This window comes from Bariatricus sp. SGI.154, from assembly GCF_050313795.1.
GTDB lineage: Bacteria > Bacillota > Clostridia > Lachnospirales > Lachnospiraceae > CAMBRQ01.
The window spans coordinates 20,819-45,104 of record NZ_JBNPMC010000027.1; the positions used below are offsets into that span (position 1 = coordinate 20,819).

The following is a 24,286-nucleotide window of genomic DNA, read 5'->3' on the forward strand; positions in this document are numbered from 1 at the left end:
AGATTTTAACACCCTATCTTACATTTTTACTTATATAAGTTTATCATATGGCATGTGTAATGTCAAAATATACGAATAAAATTGTTAAAAAGAAACTGCCGCAAAACTGCGGCAGTTTCCTCATTCTTTACCAGCAATTATCTCTGACGGCGTCTTCTTACACAAACAAATGCTATACATCCTAATGCCAAAATCAGAACCAGTCCCCATACTACTATAGGTGCTGTATCCCCGGTCTTTGTCACTTTCTTACCTTTATCTGTATCCGTCTTATTGCTGTCTGTCTTATTATCATCAGTACTTGGCTTCACAGTTGTCTTTTCCAACTTATCAATAGCCGTTTCCAATTCTTCTGTTGCTGCTTTCACATCATCTTCTGTTGCGTTTTCATTCGCAAGAACCATCTGTGCCTTAGCCATTGCAGTTCTCAATACACCTACACTCTGAGCAGTGTATTTGGTCAGGTCTAATCCTTCTGCCTTCTTAAGCAGTTCGGCCAGTTTATCCTTATTCGGGATTTCTCTCAGGCCAAAGATTGCATTCTGCAGTGCTGCATATGCCGCATCAACTTCTTCCTGTGTTGCATTTTCATTAGCAAGAACTTCTCTTGCACCTTCTAATGCTGCTGTAAATGCTTCTGCTGTTACAGGCGTATACTGATCAATCTTTTCCTCATACTTCGCTGCTGATGCTACAAGTTTTTCTAACTTAGACTTATCAACCGGAATTCTCTCAAGTGCATCTACTGCTTCCTGTAATGCTGCCTTCGCCGCATCGATTTCGTCCTGAAGTGCATTTTCATTAGCGAGAACCTCTTTAGCCGCATCCAACGCATCACGAACAGCTTTTACTGTTGCCTCTGTATAAATACCATCCAGATCCATTCCTTCCACAACATCAACAAGAACCTGAAGTTCTTCACTGTTTCCAGTGTAACCTAACATCTGGACCGCCGCCAGCAATGCTTCGTATGCTGCATCTGCTTCTTCCTGTGTTGCAAATTCATTTTCATTTACTGCCTCTGCTTCTGCAAGTCTTGCCTCGAATAAAGTCTTCACAGCCGGAACCACATACTGGTAATTTGCATCTTCCTTCTGTTCATTCGCATACACGATAAGTGCCTGCAGATCAGATTTATCAGCATAGTTGCCCATAAATGCTTTTTCCACTACTACATAGTCTTCGCCAGTCTCTACGGTTACAGGGATTTCCTGTACGTATTCTCCACTTGTTACTCTTACCTGATATTCGCCGACTACAACATTCTTAAACTTGTAGTTTCCTAAAGCATCTGTCGTTGTCGTCTTAATTACTTCACCATTGTTATCCAGTAATTCAACTTTCGCACCTTCGATTGCCACGCCATCAAAGTCTACTACGCGTCCTGCAACATTCTGCAAATCGCCTGTCGGCAGGTCATAAGATGTTACTTTTACATTGTCTACATAGACTGTATGGTTAGCTCTCGTATTAAGACCAAAGTAACCAGCATTCGTCGGCATGCCTGACATTGTATTCTGAAGCACCTGATTACCATTTACCCAGAGAGTAATCGTCTTATCCACGATTTCTGCTTTCAGATGCATGGTCTTATTCGCTTCAAATGTATCGCCAGTAGACATACTTGACCAGGAATTACTTGTTTTAGTTCCCCAGTACTCTGTAAAGTACAGATTTGCCTGATCTCCTACACCTACATAAACACGGTTGTTCATATCCTGTGCTCTAAAGAGAATACCAATACGTGTACCTGCTTTTGCAGATGTAATATCCATCTCTACAACACCATTCTTGAATACCGGTGCCTGAGTCTCATATACGTTTGCATGTCCACCGCCAGGGAACTCAATCTGTGCCTGACCGTTAGCCATCGTAATCTTTGTACTAGATGTATTACCAGCAAGGTTGTCCCACGTCTTCTCACCATCATCGTAATTATTCTCGTAGTCTGCCTCATCTCTTGTCAGAGGTGGAAGCATAGCATTTACAACTGCCGCCTCACCCTTTGTGATTACTACATCTTTATTTACAGCGTCGTATCCTTCTTTCTCGAATCTAACTGTGTAAGCCTTTGTAACCACCGCTTCAAATGCATAATGTCCGTTAGCATCTGTTGTTGCTGTCTGGTCACCAATTGTTACAACTGCGCCTTCTACAGGATCGCCAACTGCGGTTACTGTACCTTCTACCGCTGTTGTCTCTGTTGTCATTGTGAAGTTCAGTGCTACTTCAAGTTCTTCTGCAGAAACTGTAATCTCCTGTGAATTGGTTGCGAAGATATTGCTCTCTGCTACGATAGTTCTGTCTCCGAATACTACGCCCGGAAGAATATAATTACCATTTCCATCTGTTGTTGTTGTCACATCATTATCTGCTGTGATCGTGATATCTGCAAGACCGTTACCTGCCTCATCAACAACTTGTCCGGATAATGTAACTGCAATTACCTCCAGTCCGTCAACCGCTTTTGTCAGATCTTCTTTTGCTTTATCTACAATTGCCTGCTCTGCTCCAAAATCATCAAGCGCTGCATTTGCTGCTTCTAATGCTGCTGCAAATACTTCCCATGATTCTGTAGAGTAGTTTACTTCATATCTTCCACTGTTCGCACTTACAAGTTCTTCCAACTCGGCTTTCTGTGCTTTTGACTTCTCAATTACAAGATTATCTAAGACGAAATCTTTGTAACCGCCAAAGTTTGCTTCATTTCCGGCTGCTCCCTGTGTATCAGCTGCCGTTCCTGTAGAGTAGATACCAATCCATGACTGGTTGCCCTCTTCTCCGGTCAACCTGAACTTAAAGGTCTGCGGTTTCGCATTTTCAAGATCTGTTGCAGTTAATTCATACACATCAAAGTTGCTGCCATTAGATTCTCCGTTACCAACAACGAATGCATATGTATTCTCTGATCCCATCTCATAGTCGAAGCTGATGTTATATGTCACACCTTCTTCAAATCTGAAGTTCTGAGGAATCGTCTGATATACAAGTCTTCCATAGCCGGACAGACCATTCGTCTTAACAGACCAGTTGCCCTCAATAACATCGTCTAACTTCTTAACTCCGTACCATCCTGCCTGTGTATACGGCTCATTTTTCTCAGAAAGGTGAGTTCTATTATCCTGTACACCTTCAATATTACCAATTACAAACGGGAACAATCCCTGAGGAACTGCCTCGAATGTCTGCTCCAGTTTATTCTCCGCTACAAACGGATTAAAGTTTCCATCCGTCTCAGTCTCACCAAATACATTGTTTACAACTCTGACATCGTCAAAATATGTCTTGCCGGCACCAGCTTCACGTCTTAATGTAAGTGTTACTTCTTTACCCTTCTCAGGAGCCGTGAAGAATACATACATATTCTGGAAATAACTTCCACCATCTGAGATTGTTGCATTGTTAGTATTATGTGCATAAGACTGCAAATAGTTCTTAGCAATCGATTTCTCTGTATAGTTAGAAATTACTTTTCCATCTACTGTTACTTCAATATATGCCTTTGCATCAGATCTGTTATCTACACCAACATATGCTGCATAGCCTTTGCCTGGTTCCAGATCAGTAAGTGTCTGTGTTAAAGAAACTTCTCCACCTTCATCACCAAGGCTTAACATCATGTTGTTTGCCGCACTCTTAATAATCTCCGCGCTTTCGCCTTCGATTGTCCAGTAATCCAATGTATTACTGTTGAATCCTGTATCTACAAGATGCGCGCCTGCACTCCATGTCAAGTCTGTAGCCTTGATTCCTTCGCCGACTCCATTTTTATGAATTACATACGGAACTGATGCTTCTGCAGTAATTGTAATCTGATTTCCTGACATTGTTGCAATATCATTGCATGCAATCTTGCCTGTCTCTGTCAGTTTGTAAATCTCTGCTCCTGCCCATCCGTCCGGAAGTGTCCATGTGGATGTTCCGCCAGCCTGATTCCAGTGGTATAACTTCTGATCATCAGATGATAATTCATTTCCGTTAGCATCCCAGAACCAAGGAATGAGATATTTCTCTCCATCCAGAATGACTCTGTCATTAAAGGTCATTGTTCTGTTTCTGTACTCAGCAGATGTACCATCATTAGATCCTCTTGATACTACGATTGTATTCGCTTTTGCATCATCCTGTAATGTAATTTTCATTTCCGGTGTCCATGTCGCTCCACCTACAGTTGTCGGCTCACCATTTTCCCATTTCATTACTTTGTAATGCTGCAAGAATTTTGTTGAAAGGTTATCGTCAAACAGATTCTGAATATATCCCAGATAATCATTACGTCCCTGCCAGCCTTCAAAGTCTTTCATATCATATCCGCCAAGCAACGGTTCAACTGCTGCTCCGCCATAGCTCGGATAGTCACCTACCCATGAATCTTTCTGGTGGTTACGGATGAAACGTGTGATATAACTGTTGATACCTTTTAATGTCGCCCCACCATATGTCAGGTCGGCTGCCCAATGCTGAAACGTAGAATCATACTCATTCGCATAACCCCACTCGCTACCAAGTCTCCAGCCACATGTCTGTGTGATCTCTTTTGCAAGCTGACGGCTTGCCCATGTTCCATTATCCCCAGACTGTCCGTTGCCCCATACATCGACATAAATAAAGTCAAGATCGTTGTTTTCTCCGCCTAATTCTTCCCAGAGATCGATGAAACGCTGCTCACGTCCATTTCTAAGGTCATAGTCAGCATCGATATTAACACCCTGATCCAGCCAGTTCCAGCCGTATGCCAGGCTTCCGTCCGCATTCTTTCTCAGACGATCTTCTGTAAAGTAGATAGATTCCGGATATGTCTCGGAAGCATTTACATGGATACCGAACGTTGCACCAATCTCTTTACCCTGTGCAAGGAGCTTCTTCATCTCTTCAACGCCACCAATACGTTTACCGATATCTGCATAATTCAGATGACCCGAGTCATGTCCTTCACTTCCGTAACCCTTTAACAGAATGCTCTGTCCAAGTCCGTCTGTATTCAAATATACTTTCTGTGCATTATCGTATGTCATTAAGAACGGATTCTGTGCATGGCTGTTAAAGTTCATTGCGATACGCAATGCCACACGATCAGGAACAAGTTCTGATCCTACCGGATTATTCATGATCGTACGATATCCAATCGCGCCGTCCTGCCAGTCAATCACTTCATCCTCGTTTTCATCACCAGTAATAACAACCTTTGTTGATGGCATCTCATAATCTTTATTCTCGATTCTGTGAGCTGCGCTCTTCTGATATGTCCAGTATGTACTGCTAAGACCAGTCTCTTTTACACCATCAACTGTGCTTGTAACCGCTGTTACTCTCTGCCAGTCAGCATTAACATTATTTTCTGAGTTACTCCATAATCCCGCACTCAGTTCTTCTGTAGAAACGAACGCATACATATATCCGCGTTTTCCATCTGCCTGTGCACTTACTGCTGAATACGTATCACCATTCACGCTTACGTTGGTAGACATGTTTGCTCCGGCAAATGCAGCGCCCGGCTGACTTGCTTTTGCAGTAACCAGATTATGATTCGGGATCTCAACCGTCAGAAATGTTCCCGCTTCCGCATCAATCTTGGTAATATCAAAACTTAATGTATTATCTACTACCTCCAATGTCGCTGTTACAGTTGCACTGATATCCTGCTCATCAATCGTCATTACATACGTAGCTTTGCTGTCGGAATCCTTGGTATATTTTACATCCGGTGTCACAAGCTTACCGTTAACCTTGAGCTGTGTCAATTCCGCAGTCTGTCCATAGAATTTTGCGCCGTCTACACTTCCGCCCTTCATCGTATAGCCAACTACCTGCGGGAAAGTATTAGAAATCGCAGCTTCCATCTGATCAGAGAAAATTGCGTCATCTCCCTCAAATTCAATCGCAGAACCTTTGGTCATTACGATATCGTCTACTTCTATATCAGATTCTTCGATTGTGATATCTGCCGTTCCTGCCTGGTAACCTCTCTTGGTAACTGAAACTGTATAGTTTCCGTTTGGAACTTCTTCGAATGTATAAGCGCCTTCTGCATCCGTTTCAACTTCTGCTCCGTTAAGAACTACAGTTGCACCTTCAACAGGGGTTCCCTCTGCATCTACTACACGACCCGTTACAGTTACTTTAGACATTCTTACTTCAGCATTATAAACTTCGCCTCTGTCTGTTGTCTGAAGTTCCCAGGTATCTGCACCTTTTTCTACGATTACATTGCCTTCTCCGTCTTTAATCTCGACATCCTTGAAAAAGATATCGGATACTGTGCCACTCCAAGAACCAATTCTGAACCCAAGTTTTCCTGTATTCAGTCCATCGAATGCAGCCTGTGGAATTTCAAAACTTACACTCTGACCATTTGCTGTCACTGTGTAGTCAAGTCCATTCCACTTAATTGACATATCCATCGCTTCACCTGCGGTCGGCGGAGTTGGAAGCCCGTTAATTGTAGGCCAGTTGTTTCCAGCACCCTTATACTCATAGAACCAGCCCGATGCATTATAGCCAATCGTCATATAATGGGTATTGTCTGTGATATAAGGACCTACATTGAATCTGATATTTCCCTGCACATCATTCGGTTTTAATACGAATGATAACTCGCCGGCTTCCATACCCTCTGTTCCTTCGTTTGTGTTGACCAGAATTGCTGCATTGCTGCCATTGTCATTCGTAGCACTGCTTTTGAATTGACGCCAAACCTCTGTGACTGCGCGCTGTTCTGCTTCAACTGTCTCTGGTGCTGCTAACACCGTTGCGGGTACTGCTGTTACCATCTGAGTAACTACTAACGCTGCTGCCAGCAGTCCCGATAGCCATTTGCTTCTTTTTCTCATTTTTTCCTCCTCTTTACTCTTGACATATTAATATGTCATTTCTCCACATTTGTCTTACTCCTACTAGATCCTCCTTTCTCATCTTTGCAAACAAGCCACAAATTTATAATATTTTTACAAAACATAATAATATTAACCCTATTTTTCGGCAATATACATCGCTACTTTTTACGCAAATGTCCAACTTTTTTGTCTTTTTGTACAAATCTATTCGTCATTTTCATATTTTCATAGACATATTCACATTCTCTTCTCCATCAGAGTAATTCTTGCTAAAAAAAATAGCCATTACAATCTTTATTATTCTAATGGCTATTTTATATTAAATTTTATTATATGCTTTTATTAATCGGAGGGTCCTCTCTAGATCCTATCGTTCCCTTTTACCTTTAATAATATCCTAATAAATTATATAACCCAGTCTATTTAGTTATTAATATCTATAACCGTTTCAATTACAGCCAACGCCTTATTCTTGTCTATAATTGTATTAAGCTATTCCTTCTATAACTTACTGCCTCATATACTCCTTGGATAAATCTAATAAATTAGGTAATGTTTTTCACACATCGTCTAATATTATCAAACTATTCTATGGTATCTTCTTCAATATGTCTGCAAATACTTTTTATAATCCCCGGTTCTTTCTTCTCCGACTTCTCTTTTTATACACTTTACCGGCTTATCTATTATCCTCTATGGTTAAGGCTTATTCTATGGGAACTTTTATTTGCCATACCACTAACATATTGAGTTGTCTCTATTGTAATGTCCAACGGATTAAGCCTCCTTCCATCTTATTTCCAATTCTTCTATATCTCACCTACATATGAAATATATTCTTTTCATCCTTTACACTTTTGAAAACATCTCCATATACTAAGTTTTATATATGTGACATCCTCTGATTCCCTTTCTCGTCAGGAACTCTTGTGTTTTTAGGATTTCTTTTTGGATTGATTATATGATATCACCGCGATTTGTATTTGTCAATACTATTTTTGACTTTTTTATTTGTTTAATTTATAATTTTGTATTGTTTTGTAAATTTTCTGATTTTTATATTTTTTTCTTTAAATTCACGCAACAGGAAATATTTTAATTGTTAACATTTTATTTTTATAAGTTGACATTTCGGAACTTTTCTCTTATACTCATTCCATATAAATATTCTAATGTCATTTATTTCAAGAAAGGAGTCTGTCGTTAACGGCAGCAAAATACTATGAAAGATACTACAACATCCGATACTACCAACAGATTATCAACACGCCATCTGGTTCTGATTGCACTGATGACCGCTATTACCTGCATCTTCGCACCTTTATCTATCCCGATTCCGGTCAGTCCGGTTCCAATCTCACTGACGAATCTGGTTCTTTTGATCAGCATCTATATACTTGGCTGGAAATATGCTACCTTTAGTTTCCTGATCTACCTCCTGCTTGGAGCAGTCGGACTTCCGGTGTTTTCCGGCTTCTCCGGAGGTCTGGGAAAACTTGCCGGTCCAACGGGCGGATATCTGATTGGCTTTATCTTCATGACGATGATAGCCGGTCTGTTTGTAGATTATTTTCCAAATAACCGCATCCTTATCGTAATCGGCATGATCCTTGCTACTGCTGTGGCTTACGCTTTCGGCACCGCATGGCTTGCATTCCAGTTGGATCAGTCATTCATCGCGGCTCTTTCCATCGGCGTAATTCCATATCTGCCCGGCGATACGATTAAGATTATTATTTCCATTATGATTGGTCCCCTCTTAAAATCCAGGCTACGGAATATTCCAATTGGAGACTAACATATCATTCCAAATGCTTTATATGTGCGAAAGACCGGAAAACGATTGACGATTATCAATTGCCTTCCGGTCTTCTCTATACTACAGAATCAGATCATCTACTTTGATATAATCTTTCAGGCTATACGCCTCGATAATATTTCCCTGTACTACATATAAGATATCTCCTATATAGACTCCTCTGGCGCTTCTTCCTCCATTGCCGTTGATCTCTTCCTCCATATTACAGTTGAATCCGTTATCCTCATCATATTCGAACAGATAATAATTCTGCCCGCCCCCGGCATATCCGGCAAATCCGATGATATTACGGCTCTGATCCACAAGCACAGCCTTATAATCATAGGAAACATCTGTACTATATACATTTTTCAGGATATAAGTATCTTCCTCTTTCACATCCGCCTTGTCGGAAATATCAAACATACTTAGCTTCACGCCATCCGTTGTCATAGTCTCCTCATCTACATTCATGCCGATTCCCAGCAGTTTATCTTCTCCGTAAAAATGCAGATATTCCGAGAAGCCCGGTATCTTCAACGCACCCAGGATCTTCGGTTTCTTTGGATTCGACAAATCTACGCTGAACAGGGGATCTGTCTCACGGAAGGTCACGAAATATCCCGTATCCCCCATGAATCTCGCTGAATACACTCTCTCATCTTCTGCCAGATCTTCAATCGAACCGATGATTTCCAATTCCTTATCCAACATATATACCGAATTCGTATCTCCTTCCGTCGTCACAACTCTTAGATTCCCCTCATACTCATCGATAGAGAACGAATCGTTCAGATAGCCACCGAACTGCCCCTGGGCTTTTGCCGTCAATTCTCCATCTTTATATGCAACTTTTCGGATGGTCGTAACGCAGTTATCATTGTAGCCCCATTCCGTCTCATAGAAATAGATATTTTCATTACTTACATATATCTGCCCGCCCTTGGAGAATATTGCTTTACTGTCTTTCACCTCATCCGGATCATCCGGATCAATACTGGTAATTACTTCATACATATACGCCTTCGAAATCTGCGGCAGATAGATGCTGCTTTCCTTTATAATATCGCCATTGATCAATGGTACATAGGAGCGTGGCTCATTCTGATCCATATCTCCCCACATATAGTATTCACTGAACAGATAGAGATAGCCATCTGACATTCTTGAGGAATTATAATTGCCGCTCTGACTTACTCTTCCTTCCTCCACAGGATTCTGTGGATCCTGAATATCATAAGTAACCGCGAGAGTTGCCTCTAGATTCAAAGAACCATTTGCCAACGGATCGATCCCATCAAAAGCAACTCCGTTCCTACTGCATACAGCCACCAATTTCTTCTGTGCGAGATAGAACTCATAGATGTAACAATCCTCTCCTACATCTATCGCTGCCACTTTCTCCAGATTCTGATTCCTGGTATTGACAATTCCAATCTCATGACCATTATCCTCCAGAACATACAGGTATGTGCCATCCGTCTTCACGACATCTCCTTCATCTACGCCTTCCTGCCTTACATTCGTCTGTGAGTAATCTCCTGATACTGCTGCAGAATCAGCCTGAGCCGCTGATGTAAATGACTCCGCTCCCGAAGCAGTCTTTGTCCCCGATGTATTACTCGCAGCACCCATATCACTCACAGCACTTTCTTCTACTGAACGTTCCCCAAAAAGCGCCACTCCGCCATCGACACTATTCGCACGTTCTGTTTCCTTCTGATATTCTTCAATATATTGATATATCTGCTCATAACTGTCCGCACTGGCTATCTTCTTACTTTCACTAATCCCGCTTTCTGCCGATTCCGGCACATTGTCGCCTGTCCCTGATATTTTCCCATCTGTCCATACCGCAATTCCGATAATCGCTGCCACACAGGCTGCTGCCAGCGTACCGATCTGATATGGGCGTATCCGCCTCTTTGGCTTCTTCCCTTCCAGCATCCGGCTTACATTGTCTGGCTTCAGGCTCTCCGGCACATCGATATCTTCAGTCTGTTTCCTGATCTGATCTAATACATCCTGCTCTCTTCTATCCATACAACCGCCTCCTTTGACTCATCTAAGTACACATTCCATCTTCTGCAAGGCACGGCTTCTCTTGGAACGTACCGTATTCGGATTCATCTTAAGCGCTTCCCCAATCTCCTGGCTGTTATAGCCACCGAAAACAGACAGACCGATAATCGTCTGCTCATCCTCTTCCAGAAGAAAGAATGCCTTCCTCACATCTACCGCAAGGCCGATATCCTTCTCCTCCGATGGAATCTGAGAATATGTATCTTCTTCAGAACTATGTACTTCTCTTGCTGCCTTCTTCAATCTCTTCTTGCAGATATTGGACAGGATTGTGAACATCCAGTTTTTGAACGCATCTGCGTTCCGCAGTTTGCCGATATTCTCATAAGCCGCCACCACCGCTTCGCTGACCACATCCTCCGCCTCATGCTGATCTCTCATCATACATAGGGCGAATCGGTATAAGTCCACATAGACCTCCTCATACATCTGCGCAAACGTCTTCGCATCGCATCTCATATCTTATCCTCCCTGTCAGATATGGTACCATTTAATTAGCAGGTTATATATTAGAGTCAAAAAAAGTCCCAAATGTTGCATTGGGGACGGGGGTTTTTTCAATTTCCCCCGTCCCCAATTGAATTTGCCCTGTCCCCTTTTTAACCTCTATAGTAGTTGATCAGGCATCCTTTCAGGATAATCTCACGTTCTGCATCTGTCATATCGCCAAGTTTCAGCTGAATCTCTTTGAGTTCATCGCCTACCACATATGCCTTGATATCAGATGCTTTCTCTTCAATCGCTTTCTTAATCTCTGGAACGAATATATAATCGCCATTCTTGAAACTTAAGTTCTCATGGCTTTCTTCTGTAATAAATGGAAGCATACCCCAGTTGATCAGGTTGGAGCGGTATCTCTTGGTTGCATATTCATTCGCAATATTCGCCCATCCTCCGAGTACCTTCTGGCAGGATGCTGCCTGCTCTCTCGCAGAGCCATCGCCTGGTTTTACCGCGAAGATGGTACTTCCGATTCCAAGATTGCCCTCTCCTGCTTCCGGATAAGTCTCGCGGACTTTTGCCATTACTGGCTTTAATTCTTCTAATACATCTAATGGGCACTGTCCCGCTTCAATTGCCTTCTCTGCCTTCTGAACCTCTTTCGCACGCCCTACATAAGCCGGGTCTTTTCTGGATAATGCGAACTCTGCCAGTCCCAGCGGATTAGAACGATAAGAAGAAGTCTCGCCTGATGGGATCAGTTCATCTGTCGTCGTAACCGGATCATGGATCTCAGATACCACCTTCAGCAGCAGATTCTCAGGAAGCGCTGCCATCGCCGGCCAGTCTTTGATGTTCGGTCCAAACTTAATCTCAACAGAAGGATCTGCAACGCCCTTGCTGTCAAATACGCGGTTAGCGTAGATATTCTGGTCGAAGTGATACTTGCGTCCCTTGTATTCCACATCCATATCCGTTGCCGGTGTAAGGAATCCCTTGTTCGCAGCCGTTGCAGCGATAGAACGTGCATCCATAAGCGCAACGGATGCAATCTGTCCGCTCTGCAGCTTGGAACCTTCACGGTTCGGGAAGTTTCTTGTAGAGTGACGGATAGAAAAGGCATTATTCGCCGGAGTATCTCCCGCGCCAAAGCATGGTCCGCAGAATGCCGTCTTCACAATCGTTCCTGCTGCCATCAGGTCTGCAACTGCCCCGTTCTTCACTAATTCCATATAGATCGGCGTACTTGCAGGATATACACTGAATGTAAACTCATCAAAGCCAATGTATTTGCCTCGGATGATGTCTGCTGCCGCACAGATATTCTCGAATCCGCCACCGGCACATCCTGCGATGATTCCCTGATCCACATATAATCTGCCGTCTACAATCTTGCTCTGCAGAGAATAGTCCACTGCTCCGTCAAGACTTACTAACGCTTTCTGCTCTACATCATGAAGCACATCTTTCAGGTTCGCATTCACCTCATCAATCGTGTATACATTAGACGGATGGAACGGCATTGCGATCATCGGCTTGATCTCGCTTAGGTTCACATATACCATACCGTCATAGTATGCAACTGCTCCAGGGTTCAATTCTTTATATTCTTCTACTCTTCCGTGGATATCGTAGAATTCCTTAATCTTCTCATCCGTCTTCCAGATAGATGACAGACAGGTCGTCTCTGTTGTCATAACGTCAATACCGATACGGAAATCAGCACTTAACTTCTCAACGCCTGGTCCTACGAATTCCATGACTTTATTATTCACATATCCATTGCCAAATGTCGCACCAATGATCGCCAATGCCACGTCCTGAGGACCAACACCTTTCATCGGCTCGCCATCCAGGTAGATTCCAATCACGCCCGGCATCTTGATATCATAGGTCTTATTCAGCAGCTGCTTAACAAGTTCCGGTCCGCCTTCTCCCATCGCCATAGTACCAAGCGCACCATAACGGGTATGGCTGTCAGAACCAAGGATCATCTTACCGCCGCCTGCAAGCATCTCACGGGCAAACTGATGGATGACTGCCTGATGAGGCGGTACATATACTCCACCATATTTCTTCGCACAAGTCAGTCCAAACATGTGGTCATCCTCGTTGATCGTTCCACCTACTGCGCATAGAGAATTGTGGCAGTTAGTCAACACGTAAGGAATCGGGAATTTCTCAAGCCCTGATGCTCTGGCTGTCTGGATGATGCCCACGAATGTGATATCGTGCGATGTCAATTTATCGAACTTAATCTGCAATCTATCCATATTGCCGGAAGTATTGTGATCTGCGAGAATGTTATATGCCATTGTATTCTTAGCCGCTTCTGCCGGGGATACTTCCTGCCCGGTCTTCGCCTTTACTTCTTCTGCATGTTCCACAATCTCTGTCCCGTTTAACAGATAGACACCGTTGTCAAATAATTTTATCATGTCTGATCTCCTCCTAATTATCCATGTATTTCATGTGGTCTGCTACCATCATAGCTATTTTAAATGTTAACGCATCTTCAAATACTCTGACATCCAGTCCTGTTCTTTTCTGAATCTTCTCCAGCCTGTACACCAGCGTATTACGGTGCACATACAGTTGCCTTGCTGTCTCGGATATATTCAGGTTGTTCTCGAAGAATGTATAGACCGTTGTCAGTTCCTCTTCCTCGAACTGATCCGCCCCATTCCCTTCGAACACTTCATTCAGGAACATATCACACAAGGATGCCGGCAACTGATGAATCAGTCGCCCAATTCCCAACTCGTTATAAGCAAGAATATTCTTATCTGCATAGAAGACTCTTCCTACCTCCAACGCCATGTCAGCTTCTTTGTATGATTTGGATACATCTTTTAACTCATTGATAATGGTTCCGTAAGAAGCCCTCACGCTTACCATCGCTTCCATACTCAGCGTATCTACCAACTCTCTGGCAATCTGGTTCAGACGCCCATAGTCATCCGTACTTTCCAACGCCTTCACAAGAATCACGTGCTTTTCATCTACCGCGGTTACGAAATCCCTCGTACCAGTCGCATACAGTCCTTTCAGCGTCTCAAGGATCAGGTTCTCACCTTCATTCTTAGATTCAACCAAGAACACCACTCGTTTAAGTTCTACCGGTATCTTCATCTTCTTCGCCTGATTATATACATCCACTAACAGCAGATTGTCCAGAATCAGATTCTGGATAAATCGGTTCTTATCCATCTTCTCCTTATAGGCAAATAAAAGATTCTCCAGCTGGCTTACGCCCATCTTCCCTGCCATATCCATCTGCGGCAGTTCTCCTTTGAGCACCAGGATGTAACAAGGCTCCTCGTCATCATATACGAGAAACATTCCCACATCTCCTTTGATCTGCTGCAGGCTAGCCTCTGATATCGCATGAAACTCTGCAACCGCCGACTCTAAACTTACCATTCGTTCACTCGTCATTACAAGACAGATTCCCTTCATGTCCCATATGGCACATTCCAAACCTGTAATTCTCTTTATATCCTGTACTGCTTTATGTAATATTTGATTCGATAACAATGGATAACCTCCTGTTCTGTTATATATGCTACACCATTTTTCATTATATCAGATAATCTGTTGATTTTCCACGTCTGATCCATGAAATGCAAAAGCAAATACCAAAAACTCTCTTTCCGGCATAATATATAAAAGGCCAGGCACCCGAAAGTGTCTGACCTCTTTGTTATCATTATCTGTTTTTAAACAAATACTAGTTTGTAATTGTCTGCTCTGTCTCTTTGTCAAATACGTGAATCTTGTTAGCATCAAGAGCGAATTTAACTACGTCGCCTGTTCTAGCTGCTGTAGTAGGCTCAACTCTTGCTGTCATACTAGCGCCTTCATAATCGAAGTATAAGAATACTTCTGCACCAAGCATCTCGTATACACGAATCTTTGCTTCGATAACTGTATCAGGAGACTTAGCAAGGAATTCTGGCTCATCATGTACATCTTCCGGACGGATACCAAGAACAACTGTCTTTCCATCATATCCACCCTCAATTAACTTCTTAGCCTTATCAGCAGCAAGTTTAATCTCTGAAGGACCAGCTACAAGGTATACATCATTGCCTTTTACCTTACATGTTGCATCAACAAAGTTCATCTGTGGAGATCCGATAAATCCTGCTACGAACAGGTTGCATGGGTGATCGTACAGTGTCTGTGGAGTATCTACCTGCTGAACAACACCAGCGTTCATAACTACGATTCTTGTACCAAGTGTCATAGCCTCTGTCTGGTCATGTGTTACGTAGATGATTGTTGTACCTAATCTCTGATGTAATCTGGAGATCTCAACACGCATCTGTCCACGAAGTTTTGCATCCAAGTTAGAAAGAGGCTCATCCATAAGGAATACCTTAGGGCTACGAACGATTGCACGTCCCATAGCAACACGCTGTCTCTGACCACCTGATAAAGCCTTTGGCTTACGATCTAACAGAGCTTCCAGGTCAAGGATTCTAGCTGCTTCACGAACCATCTTGTCGATCTCATCCTTCGGTACTTTTCTTAACTTAAGACCGAATGCCATGTTATCATATACTGTCATATGTGGATACAGAGCGTAGTTCTGGAATACCATCGCGATATCTCTGTCCTTAGGCTCTACGTCGTTAACCAGTTTGTCACCGATATATAATTCACCGGAAGAGATGTCTTCCAGACCAGCTACCATACGAAGTGTTGTAGATTTACCACATCCTGAAGGTCCTACGAAGATGATAAATTCTTTATCTTCAATCTCAAGGTTGAAATCTTTTACGGCTTCAAATCCATTTGGATATTTTTTGTTAATGTGTCTTAATGATAAACTTGCCATTTTGCTTTTCCTCCAATAATATTATAATGTTGTATCTGTGATACCGTTTCGTTCTGTTTAAAAGTATATAAAAAAAGCGTGATTTCTGCTATGCCCAAGTTGAACAATCTTTTTGCAATTTTCTATACAAGTTGACCAAGGCTCCCGATCTGATACATTTTATAGCAGCGCCTGGTAAATATCCCGCTTGCTGACGCCTCTGTCCTTCGCCACCTGCTTCATGGCTTCTTTCTTCTCCATGCCGTTATTCAGATAGTGTGCCATGTGCTCCTCAATACTCAATTCTTCCCAATGAGCCTTCTCCTCGGCACGAATCTCCTCCCGGCTCTTTCCTTCAATTACCATTACGCATTCGCCCTTTGGCTCCTGCTTCTCATAATAATCAAGCGCTTCTTCTATTGTAGTGGCAAATACGGTCTCATGCTTCTTGGTCAGTTCCCGGCAGATACTGATCCGGCGGTTGCCCAGCGTCTCACCTAACACTTTCAGAGTTCTTACCAGTCTGTGCGGTGCTTCATAGACCACCATGGTTCTTGTCTCTTCCTTCATCTCTTCAAGAATCGCCAGCCGCTCTTTCTTATCCGTTGGAAGAAATGCTTCGAATGCAAAACGTCTCGTCGGAAGCCCTGATATCGTAAGCGCTGTGACACAGGCTGATGCCCCCGGAACCGCTGTTACCGGGACGTTCGCCTCCTGGCACATCTTCACCAACTCTTCTCCCGGATCGGAGATTCCCGGCGTACCAGCATCGGTAATTAGCGCGATATTCTCTCCATTTCGGAGGCGCTCCACTAACTTATGTCCCTTTTCTATCTTATTATATTCGTGATAACTGGTCATGGGCGTCTTGATCTCGAAGTGGTTCAGGAGTTTGATACTGTTGCGGGTGTCTTCTGCCGCGATGATATCCACTTCTTTTAATATTCTGATACAGCGCAAGGTCATATCTTCTAGGTTGCCGATGGGCGTTGCGCATAGGTATAGTGTTCCTGGCATGGCGTTTCCCTCTTATCTTCATTAATTCATCTGTTAAAATCCATTAACAACTCTAACTTCTTATTCTACAGTAACGCTCTTCGCCAGATTCCTCGGCTTATCTACATCCAATCCTCTTGCCACACTGATATAATATCCCATCAACTGTAATGGAATCACTGCCAGGCTTGGCGTAAAATGCTCATCTGTTCTTGGAACATACGTTACAAAATCAGCCGTGTCCTCAATCTCGTATTTGCCATATGGAGCCAATCCCATAAGATACGCTCCGCGGCTCTTAACCTCGACCAGATTGCTCACCGTCTTCTCATATAATTCGCTCTGCGTCATCACTCCGATTACCAACGTTCCATCTTCAATCAGACTAATCGTCCCGTGCTTCAACTCGCCTGCAGCATATGCCTCACTATGTATATAAGAGATTTCTTTCATCTTAAGGCTACCTTCCAGGCAGATTGCATAATCAATGCCGCGTCCGATAAAGAACACATCCTTAGCATTGGAGAATTTGCTTGCAAACCACTGAATCCGTTCTTTATCTTCCAGAACCCTGCTGATCTTATCCGGAATGGTCTGTAATTCCGTAATCAGTTCTCTATATTTGTCCATATTCAGTTCTCCGCGTACATACGCAAACTGAATCGCCAGCAGATAGGACGCGACCAACTGAGTACTGTACGCTTTGGTTGTTGCCACCGCAATCTCCGGTCCAGCTAAAGTATAGAAGACATTATCCGCTTCCCGCGCGATAGAAGAGCCTATCACATTCACGATTGCAAGCGTCCGGATGCCCTTTGCTTTTGCTTCACGCAGCGCAGCCAGGCTATCTGCGGTCTCTCCGGACTGACTTATAATGATCACAAGGCCATTCTTATCCAAAAGCGGTTTTCTGTAACGGAACTCGGATGCCAGTTCTACTCGCACCGGAACCTTCACCAGATCTTCGATGACATACTGGGCAGCCACTCCCACGTGATATGCCGAGCCACAGGCTACGATATAGATATTAGAGATAGAACGTATCTCCTCTTCTGTAAGCCCGACTGAAGACAGATCAATCTGCGCACCTGATGATTCATCTACGGTTACCACAGAATTGATCGTATCTTTGACTGCCTTTGGCTGTTCATGGATCTCTTTCATCATGAAATGCTCATATCCGCCCTTTTCAGCCGCTTCTGCATCCCATTTGATCTCCACAAGTTCCTTCTCTATCTCATCTCCATCCAGATTATAGAACACGGCATTACCCGGAGACAACTTTGCCATCTCTAAATTGCCAATATAGTAAACCTGTCTGGTATATTTCAAAACAGCCGGAACATCAGACGCAACATATGTCTCGTCTTCTTCTACGCCGATAATCATCGGACTATCCTTCCTTGCCACATATATCTCGCCCGGATATTCCTTAAACATAACAGCCAGCGCATAGGAGCCACGAACTCTTACCATAGTCTTTGCAATGGCATCGATTGGTCCCATATTATACTTTTTGTAATAATAATCGACCATTTTGATCGCTACTTCCGTATCTGTCTGGCTATAAAAAGTATATCCCTTTCGAGTTAATTTCTCCTTCAGTTCTACATAATTCTCGATGATGCCGTTATGGACACCAACTACGTTCCCATCATCCGTGCAATGCGGATGGGCATTCGTCTCGCTTGGCTCTCCGTGGGTAGCCCAGCGTGTATGTCCAATACCGCAGGTGCCGGGTACTGCCGCGCCGCCGTTCGTCTTCTCAGACAGGAGCCTTAGCCTGCCTTTCGCTTTTACAATCTTTGGCTCAGAACTTCCATCCCGTACGGCGATGCCTGCGGAGTCATAGCCACGGTACTCTAACTTGGAGAGACCGTCTAGAAGGATGGGGGCCACATTGATATTGTTGCTTGTAAATCCTACTATTCCACACATATGATCTTTTACCTTTCTATGGTATTGTCTTTCTATTATATTTTCTCTAGGTTTTTATTGTACCAAATCATTGGTACGATGGCTAGATAAACAATATTTTTATTTAAACTAAATTACATGAGAAAAAAACAGATCTTTTTCTGTTTGTACCAAAATCAAAGATATTCCTTCATCGACAGTAGTATTTGTAAACGCTGTTTTGGCGGAGTAAATGGATAGAATGATTCATGTTGATGGAACAGGAAATTGACTGGTAGGAAGGAGTCGCTATGGAAATGGCCGACTCCCTCTTCACTTACTTTATTATCCTTATTTATATAATTCCCGATAACATTTTCCACACAATTGTCCTGCCCCTTCCACATAATGCTCCCTCATTTCCAAGGTCCAGTCCTTCTGCATATCCGTATATTCCCCACACACGACACATCGATCATACGAATCTTCTTGCTGCTTCATGCCATTATTCTGTCCGTCCATTTCTATACTCCTTACGACATCTTTTATACTACTATCATAAGCACTATCACACCAAAATATTCTATTTACACGTATATGGAGATATATTACACTATATACTATCCGACACTATCCTGTCATTCAGTTTGTATCTGGTTGCATTTCATAGATTCTTACCAATTCCTCTGTATATTCTCCGTTCTTCTGATACACAATCAGCGGCGGCTCAACCGTCATTCTGGGTTTCCCGCCTCGCAGCCCTTCAATCAGCACCATGTTCGGCTCCTTGTCCACATAAGGATACACCAGTCGCATCCTCTTGGGCTCAATCCGGTATTCCATCATCTTCGCCAGTATCTCTGGCAGACGAAATGGCCTGTGAACCATATAGAGTCGCCCTTTTGGCTTCAGTAACCTGGAACTTTCCCGCAGGATATCATCCAGCGTGCACAACGCTTCATGCCGTGCGATATACAGTGCCTCATTGTCATTCTTAAGCCCATGCTCACCAATCATATACGGTGGATTCGTCGTAATTACCTCAAAAGAGGCAGCACCGAATATTCCTGCTGCCTCTTTGATATCTCCTGTTATAATCTCTATCTTTTCCTGAAGTCTGTTATATGCAACGCTTCTTCTTGCCATATCGGCGCTTTCTTCCTGGATCTCAAGCCCGGTATAATGCAAACCTTCATTCTTTGCTTCCAGAAGAATCGGGAGAATTCCAGTCCCCGTCCCAAGATCCAATGCCTTCTCGTTCTTCTTCACCTTCGCATAAGATGACAGAAGGACTGCATCCATCCCAAAACAGAACCTCCCGGGACTTTGTATAATTTCGTAACCTTTTATCTGAAGATCATCCAAACGTTCCCCGGGTTTTAAGAATGTTCCACTCATATTATTCATCATCTAACTTAGACGCCCCATTCTTCTCTTCCAATGCCTTCAACTGTGCCATCTCTTCTTTGGACAACTTCATATCCTTCTTCTTACGTCTTGGCTTAAACTTAAGTTCACCAGCTTTATATTCCCGGATCTCCTTCTCATCGTTATCCAGAGTCACAATTACTTTCACAAGCTGACGCAACACATTCACAGACTGCACATCACCTTTCAGTCCTTCCGGTGTTGTTACATGATCCCCATTAGATGGCAGGTGACTGTTAAGTTCCTCGTAAGTCTCTTCTTCATTCGTCAGGCAGCACATCAGTCTTCCACACACACCCGATATCTTAGACGGATTCAAGGACAGATTCTGTTCTTTCGCCATCTTAATGGATACCGGCGCGAATTCCGTCAGGTACGTATGACAGCACAGCGGACGCCCGCAGATGCCGATTCCTCCCCGGATCTTCGTCTCGTCTCTTACACCAATCTGACGAAGTTCAATCCTGGTACGGAACACGCTTGCCAGATCTTTTACCAACTCACGGAAATCAATTCTTCCATCCGCAGTAAAGTAAAAGAGCACCTTATTATTGTCAAATGTATACTCTGCATCGATCAGTTTCATCTCAAGCCCATGCTTGCGAATCTTCTCAAGACAGATTCCAAACGCTTCTTTCTCTTTCTCCCGGTTCTTCTCCTCTTTACGGATATCATCCTGAGTCGCGATCCGGATGACCGGTTTCAAAGGCTGGGTAATCTTATCATCTTCGACTTCTCTCTGACCCGTAACGACCGAACCGAATTCAACGCCCCGAGCCGTCTCGACGATTACTTTGTCCCCCGCCTTAATATTGTATTTCCCCGGCGCGAAGAAATAGATCTTGCCCGCCGGACGGAATCTTACTCCAATAACTTTTGTCATACTGTTAATTCTCCTTTATCGTCAGGAACAAAAGTTCCATTACCAGATCGAAGTTAACATTCGCCTTCAGTCTTGCTTTCGCTGTCTCAAGGCTCTTTAAGATCTGCTCAACTCCTTCATAAGAACTCTTCTTTGCCTGTTCCTTAATATAACTAATCTGGTCTTTGAATACGACCTTATCAATATCTTTTGTTGCTTTATATAACAAGACATCCCGATACCATATCATAATAATATCCAGATAATCTGTGATTTCTAATTTATAGACTGTAATCTTATTCACAGCCTGCACAATCTCGCTTAATTCCATCTCATGGATGTATTTTAACAACTGAACCGCCTCTTCGCGGATCTCGTTAAAATGCTCGGAATTCGCCAGCATGATCGCGCGCCCCATATTGCCCTGGGCAAATGCAGTACACACATCTGCTTTATAATCCGGGATTTCCATCGTCTCCATCAGATATTTCTTGATCAAAGTATCCTTGATGTAACGCAGTTTCAGCATAACACACCTGGAATTAATCGTTGGAAGCAGCACCTGTGCATTCTCGGTAAGCAGCATGATCACTGCATATGCCGGCGGCTCCTCAATCGTCTTCAGAAGCGCATTCTGCGCCTGCGGCGTCATCAGGTCTGCATGATCAATAATATAGATCTTATATGGTCCCTGGTAAGGCTTTATCATAATCGTGTTATTCACTTGTTCACGAATATCATCTACACCGATAGAATTCGGCTTCTCATGTGTCACTCTAATGATATCCGGATGATTGCCGCTCTCTGCCTGCTTGCAGGAATGACATTCATTACAAGGATTCGGTCCGCCCTTCTCACACAGCAGTGTCGTTGCAAAAAGATTCGCCAGCAGTTTCTTCCCTGCTCCCCGGTCTCCATTCAGTATATAAGCGTGAGATACCTGATCTTCCCTTACTGCATTTCTGATATAATTAATAATGTCTTTGTGGCCTACCACATCTTTAAAGCTTCCCATGTCGTATTTCCCCTATAATCTCTTCTAAGCATCGTGTTCTGTCATCATTCTTGAACCTCTTCTGAATTCCGAAGTTCTTAAGATTCTCTTCTGAAAAATCTTTCGTATCTGCAAGGAATCTCCTGCAGAGTTCTGCGTACTTCGGAGCCTCCTGCTCCTGTTCACGCTTTAGCGCGCGCATCAGCCGTTCTCCATCCTCTACTTCAATATAGATCGGCACCAGCCTGTCCGCGCCATAATATCTCCTTATCTTATCATAGGACTCCAATGTTCCTATCACAAGGTAATCTGCATTCTCAAGATCCACCTGTCCATCATCAATAGTAGCATACTTCCACACTCCATGTACAGTGTCATATGCCCGAAATTCGATAATCTTACCCTGCTTCTCGTATGTATTTAATGTGTCCTCTGATACGAAAAAGTATTCCACACCCTCCTGTTCTCCTTCCCGGATCGGTCGGGTTGTATAGAGTGTGATCGTCTTAAGTTCCGGCAGCGCTTCTTTTACTTCTTTAAAAAGCGTATCCTTCCCCGACGAACTTTTTCCCATCATATAGTAGATCTTACCCATGTATCCATACCTCAATATAGCCTTCTTTTCTCAAGCCTTCAATGGCAAATCGCTGATCATAATACCATTGTAACATATCTGCCGTCTCTTGTGACACTCTTTCTCCCGGCACGATCAGCGGACACCCCGGTGGATATAGGTAGGCATATTCTGCTGCCACATATCCTACACTGTCTTTCCACGGAAGATTCCTGATCTCTCCCACTGGCAAATGATCTTCCGGCTTTTCTGCCACATCATCCGGCAAGTTTTCCATATCCGCTATACTATATACAACTTCCGGCATTGGCATTCGCATATCGAGAGGCATTCCGGATTGCATTGTCTGCTCACCGATTGCCCGACTGGCACTCTCCCGAGCCGCCTTACCTCCCAGTTTTCTCTCTTCCGGCATCTGCTTCCCAATCCGCAGATCAATCTCTTCCAGTGCATCCGCCAGCCGCTCCATGCCTTTTTCCGTATCTCCCACCGATGTCATTGCCAGGACATATGTCCCTGCCACCATCTCCATCTGCAGATGATACACCTCAAGCAGCAATCGATACAACTGCCCGCTCTCCATATCTGTATCCTTCACAGATATCACGATCTTCGACCTGTCAAAATGCTCTGTCTGAATCACTCTGAGATACTGAAGCCTCGTCAGCCGATCCCTCGTTCTCTTAAGCATCTCCACATATGGATCGAACAACTCTTCTCCCTGGTTCTCAAGCATATCCACACAAGCATCAATGCTTGCCATCAACACATAAGACGGACTGCTGCTTTGAAGCATATGCAAGTATCTTCTGACCTTCTCCCGCCGAACAATCTCTCCATTCATATGAAGAAGTGCCGTCTGTGTCAATGATGGCAGCGTCTTGTGAAGACTATGGATTACAATATCCGCGCCCCGCACATTCGCATTCTCCGGGAAATACGGATGAAAGCCAAAATGCGCTCCATGGGCTTCATCAACAATGATGGGAATGCCTTTCTCATGGACCGCTTCTGCTATGGCTTCTACATCTGACACGACTCCGTCGTAGGTAGGCGACACAATCACCACCGCCCGGATCTTCGGATTCTTCTCCAAAGCCTCCCTAACATCATCCGCAGAAACCTCTGTATTCAGCTGAGCATCTGAATCGAATGCCGGCATCAGATACACCGGCTTCAATTCATTCATATATATGGCATGATACACAGACTTGTGGCAATTTCTTGCCACAAGTATGGTATCTCCTTTGTTTGTTACACCTGCAATAGCACTTAGGATTCCTACGGTACTTCCATTTACGAGAAAATGCGTCTCATCCGCATGATACACCTTCGCCGCACGCCTCTGGGCATCTTCAAGAATTCCATCTGCATGATGGAGGTCATCGAATCCTTCGATCTCCGTGATGTCAATCTCATAGGGCTTCGACCCTCCCAGCATGTTAAGATTCCTCTTATGCCCCGGCATGTGGAACCCATAATAATCCGAATTGCTATACTCTGTTAGTCTGTCGTATATTGTACGCATTATAATCTTTTTAATAACTCTTCTATTTCCTT

Annotated in this window: 15 protein-coding genes; 1 reads left to right on the plus strand and 14 read right to left on the minus strand. The window is 43.5% G+C overall.

Annotation, left to right across the window (positions count from 1 at the left end; genetic code table 11):
* Nucleotides 1-137: 137 nt before the first annotated feature.
* Nucleotides 138-6,830 (minus strand): endo-alpha-N-acetylgalactosaminidase family protein, encoded by a 6,693-nt coding sequence (locus ACQRBN_RS12160; protein WP_427739260.1) that lies wholly within the window; start codon nt 6,828-6,830, stop codon nt 138-140.
* Nucleotides 6,831-8,055: 1,225 nt separating this feature from the next.
* Between ACQRBN_RS12160 and ACQRBN_RS12165 the strand changes: the two genes are divergently transcribed.
* Nucleotides 8,056-8,631: a biotin transporter BioY gene (locus ACQRBN_RS12165; protein ID WP_427739261.1), complete on the plus strand. Its 576-nt coding sequence runs from the start codon at nt 8,056-8,058 to the stop codon at nt 8,629-8,631.
* Nucleotides 8,632-8,712: 81 nt separating this feature from the next.
* Here the strand turns inward: ACQRBN_RS12165 and ACQRBN_RS12170 are convergent, their stop codons facing one another.
* The 13 genes from ACQRBN_RS12170 to ACQRBN_RS12230 form a co-directional block, all read right to left on the minus strand.
* Nucleotides 8,713-10,674 (minus strand): beta-propeller domain-containing protein, encoded by a 1,962-nt coding sequence (locus tag ACQRBN_RS12170; protein WP_427739262.1) that lies wholly within the window; start codon nt 10,672-10,674, stop codon nt 8,713-8,715.
* An 18-nt stretch (nt 10,675-10,692) separates the two neighbouring features.
* Complete coding sequence (locus tag ACQRBN_RS12175; protein WP_427739263.1) at nt 10,693-11,172, minus strand: RNA polymerase sigma factor; 480 nt, start codon at nt 11,170-11,172, stop codon at nt 10,693-10,695.
* 140 nt (nt 11,173-11,312) lie between these two features.
* Nucleotides 11,313-13,592, minus strand: coding sequence for a hydratase (locus ACQRBN_RS12180; RefSeq protein WP_427739264.1), 2,280 nt, complete (start codon nt 13,590-13,592; stop codon nt 11,313-11,315).
* A 13-nt stretch (nt 13,593-13,605) separates the two neighbouring features.
* Complete coding sequence (locus tag ACQRBN_RS12185; RefSeq protein ID WP_427739265.1) at nt 13,606-14,691, minus strand: PucR family transcriptional regulator; 1,086 nt, start codon at nt 14,689-14,691, stop codon at nt 13,606-13,608.
* Nucleotides 14,692-14,884: 193 nt separating this feature from the next.
* Nucleotides 14,885-15,997, minus strand: coding sequence for an ABC transporter ATP-binding protein (locus ACQRBN_RS12190; RefSeq protein WP_427739266.1), 1,113 nt, complete (start codon nt 15,995-15,997; stop codon nt 14,885-14,887).
* 159 nt (nt 15,998-16,156) lie between these two features.
* The gene (gene rsmI, locus ACQRBN_RS12195) at nt 16,157-16,993 is read right to left on the minus strand and encodes a 16S rRNA (cytidine(1402)-2'-O)-methyltransferase (protein ID WP_427739268.1); all 837 of its coding nucleotides are present in this window, start codon (nt 16,991-16,993) and stop codon (nt 16,157-16,159) included.
* A 60-nt stretch (nt 16,994-17,053) separates the two neighbouring features.
* A complete protein-coding gene (gene glmS, locus ACQRBN_RS12200; RefSeq protein WP_427739269.1) occupies nt 17,054-18,910 on the minus strand; it encodes a glutamine--fructose-6-phosphate transaminase (isomerizing) in 1,857 nt (618 codons plus the stop codon).
* 309 nt (nt 18,911-19,219) lie between these two features.
* Nucleotides 19,220-19,390 carry a hypothetical protein gene (locus ACQRBN_RS12205; protein ID WP_427739270.1) on the minus strand — a complete coding sequence of 57 codons (171 nt, stop codon included), beginning with the start codon at nt 19,388-19,390 and terminating at the stop codon, nt 19,220-19,222.
* Between the two features lie 120 nt (nt 19,391-19,510).
* A complete protein-coding gene (locus tag ACQRBN_RS12210; RefSeq protein ID WP_427739271.1) occupies nt 19,511-20,278 on the minus strand; it encodes a tRNA1(Val) (adenine(37)-N6)-methyltransferase in 768 nt (255 codons plus the stop codon).
* Nucleotides 20,268-21,179 carry a PSP1 domain-containing protein gene (locus tag ACQRBN_RS12215; RefSeq protein WP_427739272.1) on the minus strand — a complete coding sequence of 304 codons (912 nt, stop codon included), beginning with the start codon at nt 21,177-21,179 and terminating at the stop codon, nt 20,268-20,270. The genes ACQRBN_RS12210 and ACQRBN_RS12215 overlap by 11 nt, the downstream gene beginning before the upstream one ends.
* Before the next feature lie 4 nt (nt 21,180-21,183).
* Entirely contained in the window at nt 21,184-22,173 is a 990-nt protein-coding gene (gene holB, locus ACQRBN_RS12220) for a DNA polymerase III subunit delta' (RefSeq protein WP_427739273.1), read from the minus strand.
* Entirely contained in the window at nt 22,160-22,747 is a 588-nt protein-coding gene (locus tag ACQRBN_RS12225; protein WP_427739274.1) for a guanylate kinase, read from the minus strand. The genes holB and ACQRBN_RS12225 overlap by 14 nt, the downstream gene beginning before the upstream one ends.
* Complete coding sequence (locus ACQRBN_RS12230; protein ID WP_427739275.1) at nt 22,740-24,254, minus strand: aminotransferase class I/II-fold pyridoxal phosphate-dependent enzyme; 1,515 nt, start codon at nt 24,252-24,254, stop codon at nt 22,740-22,742. Before ACQRBN_RS12230 ends, ACQRBN_RS12225 begins: the two co-directional genes overlap by 8 nt.
* Between the last annotated feature and the right edge of the window lie 32 nt (nt 24,255-24,286).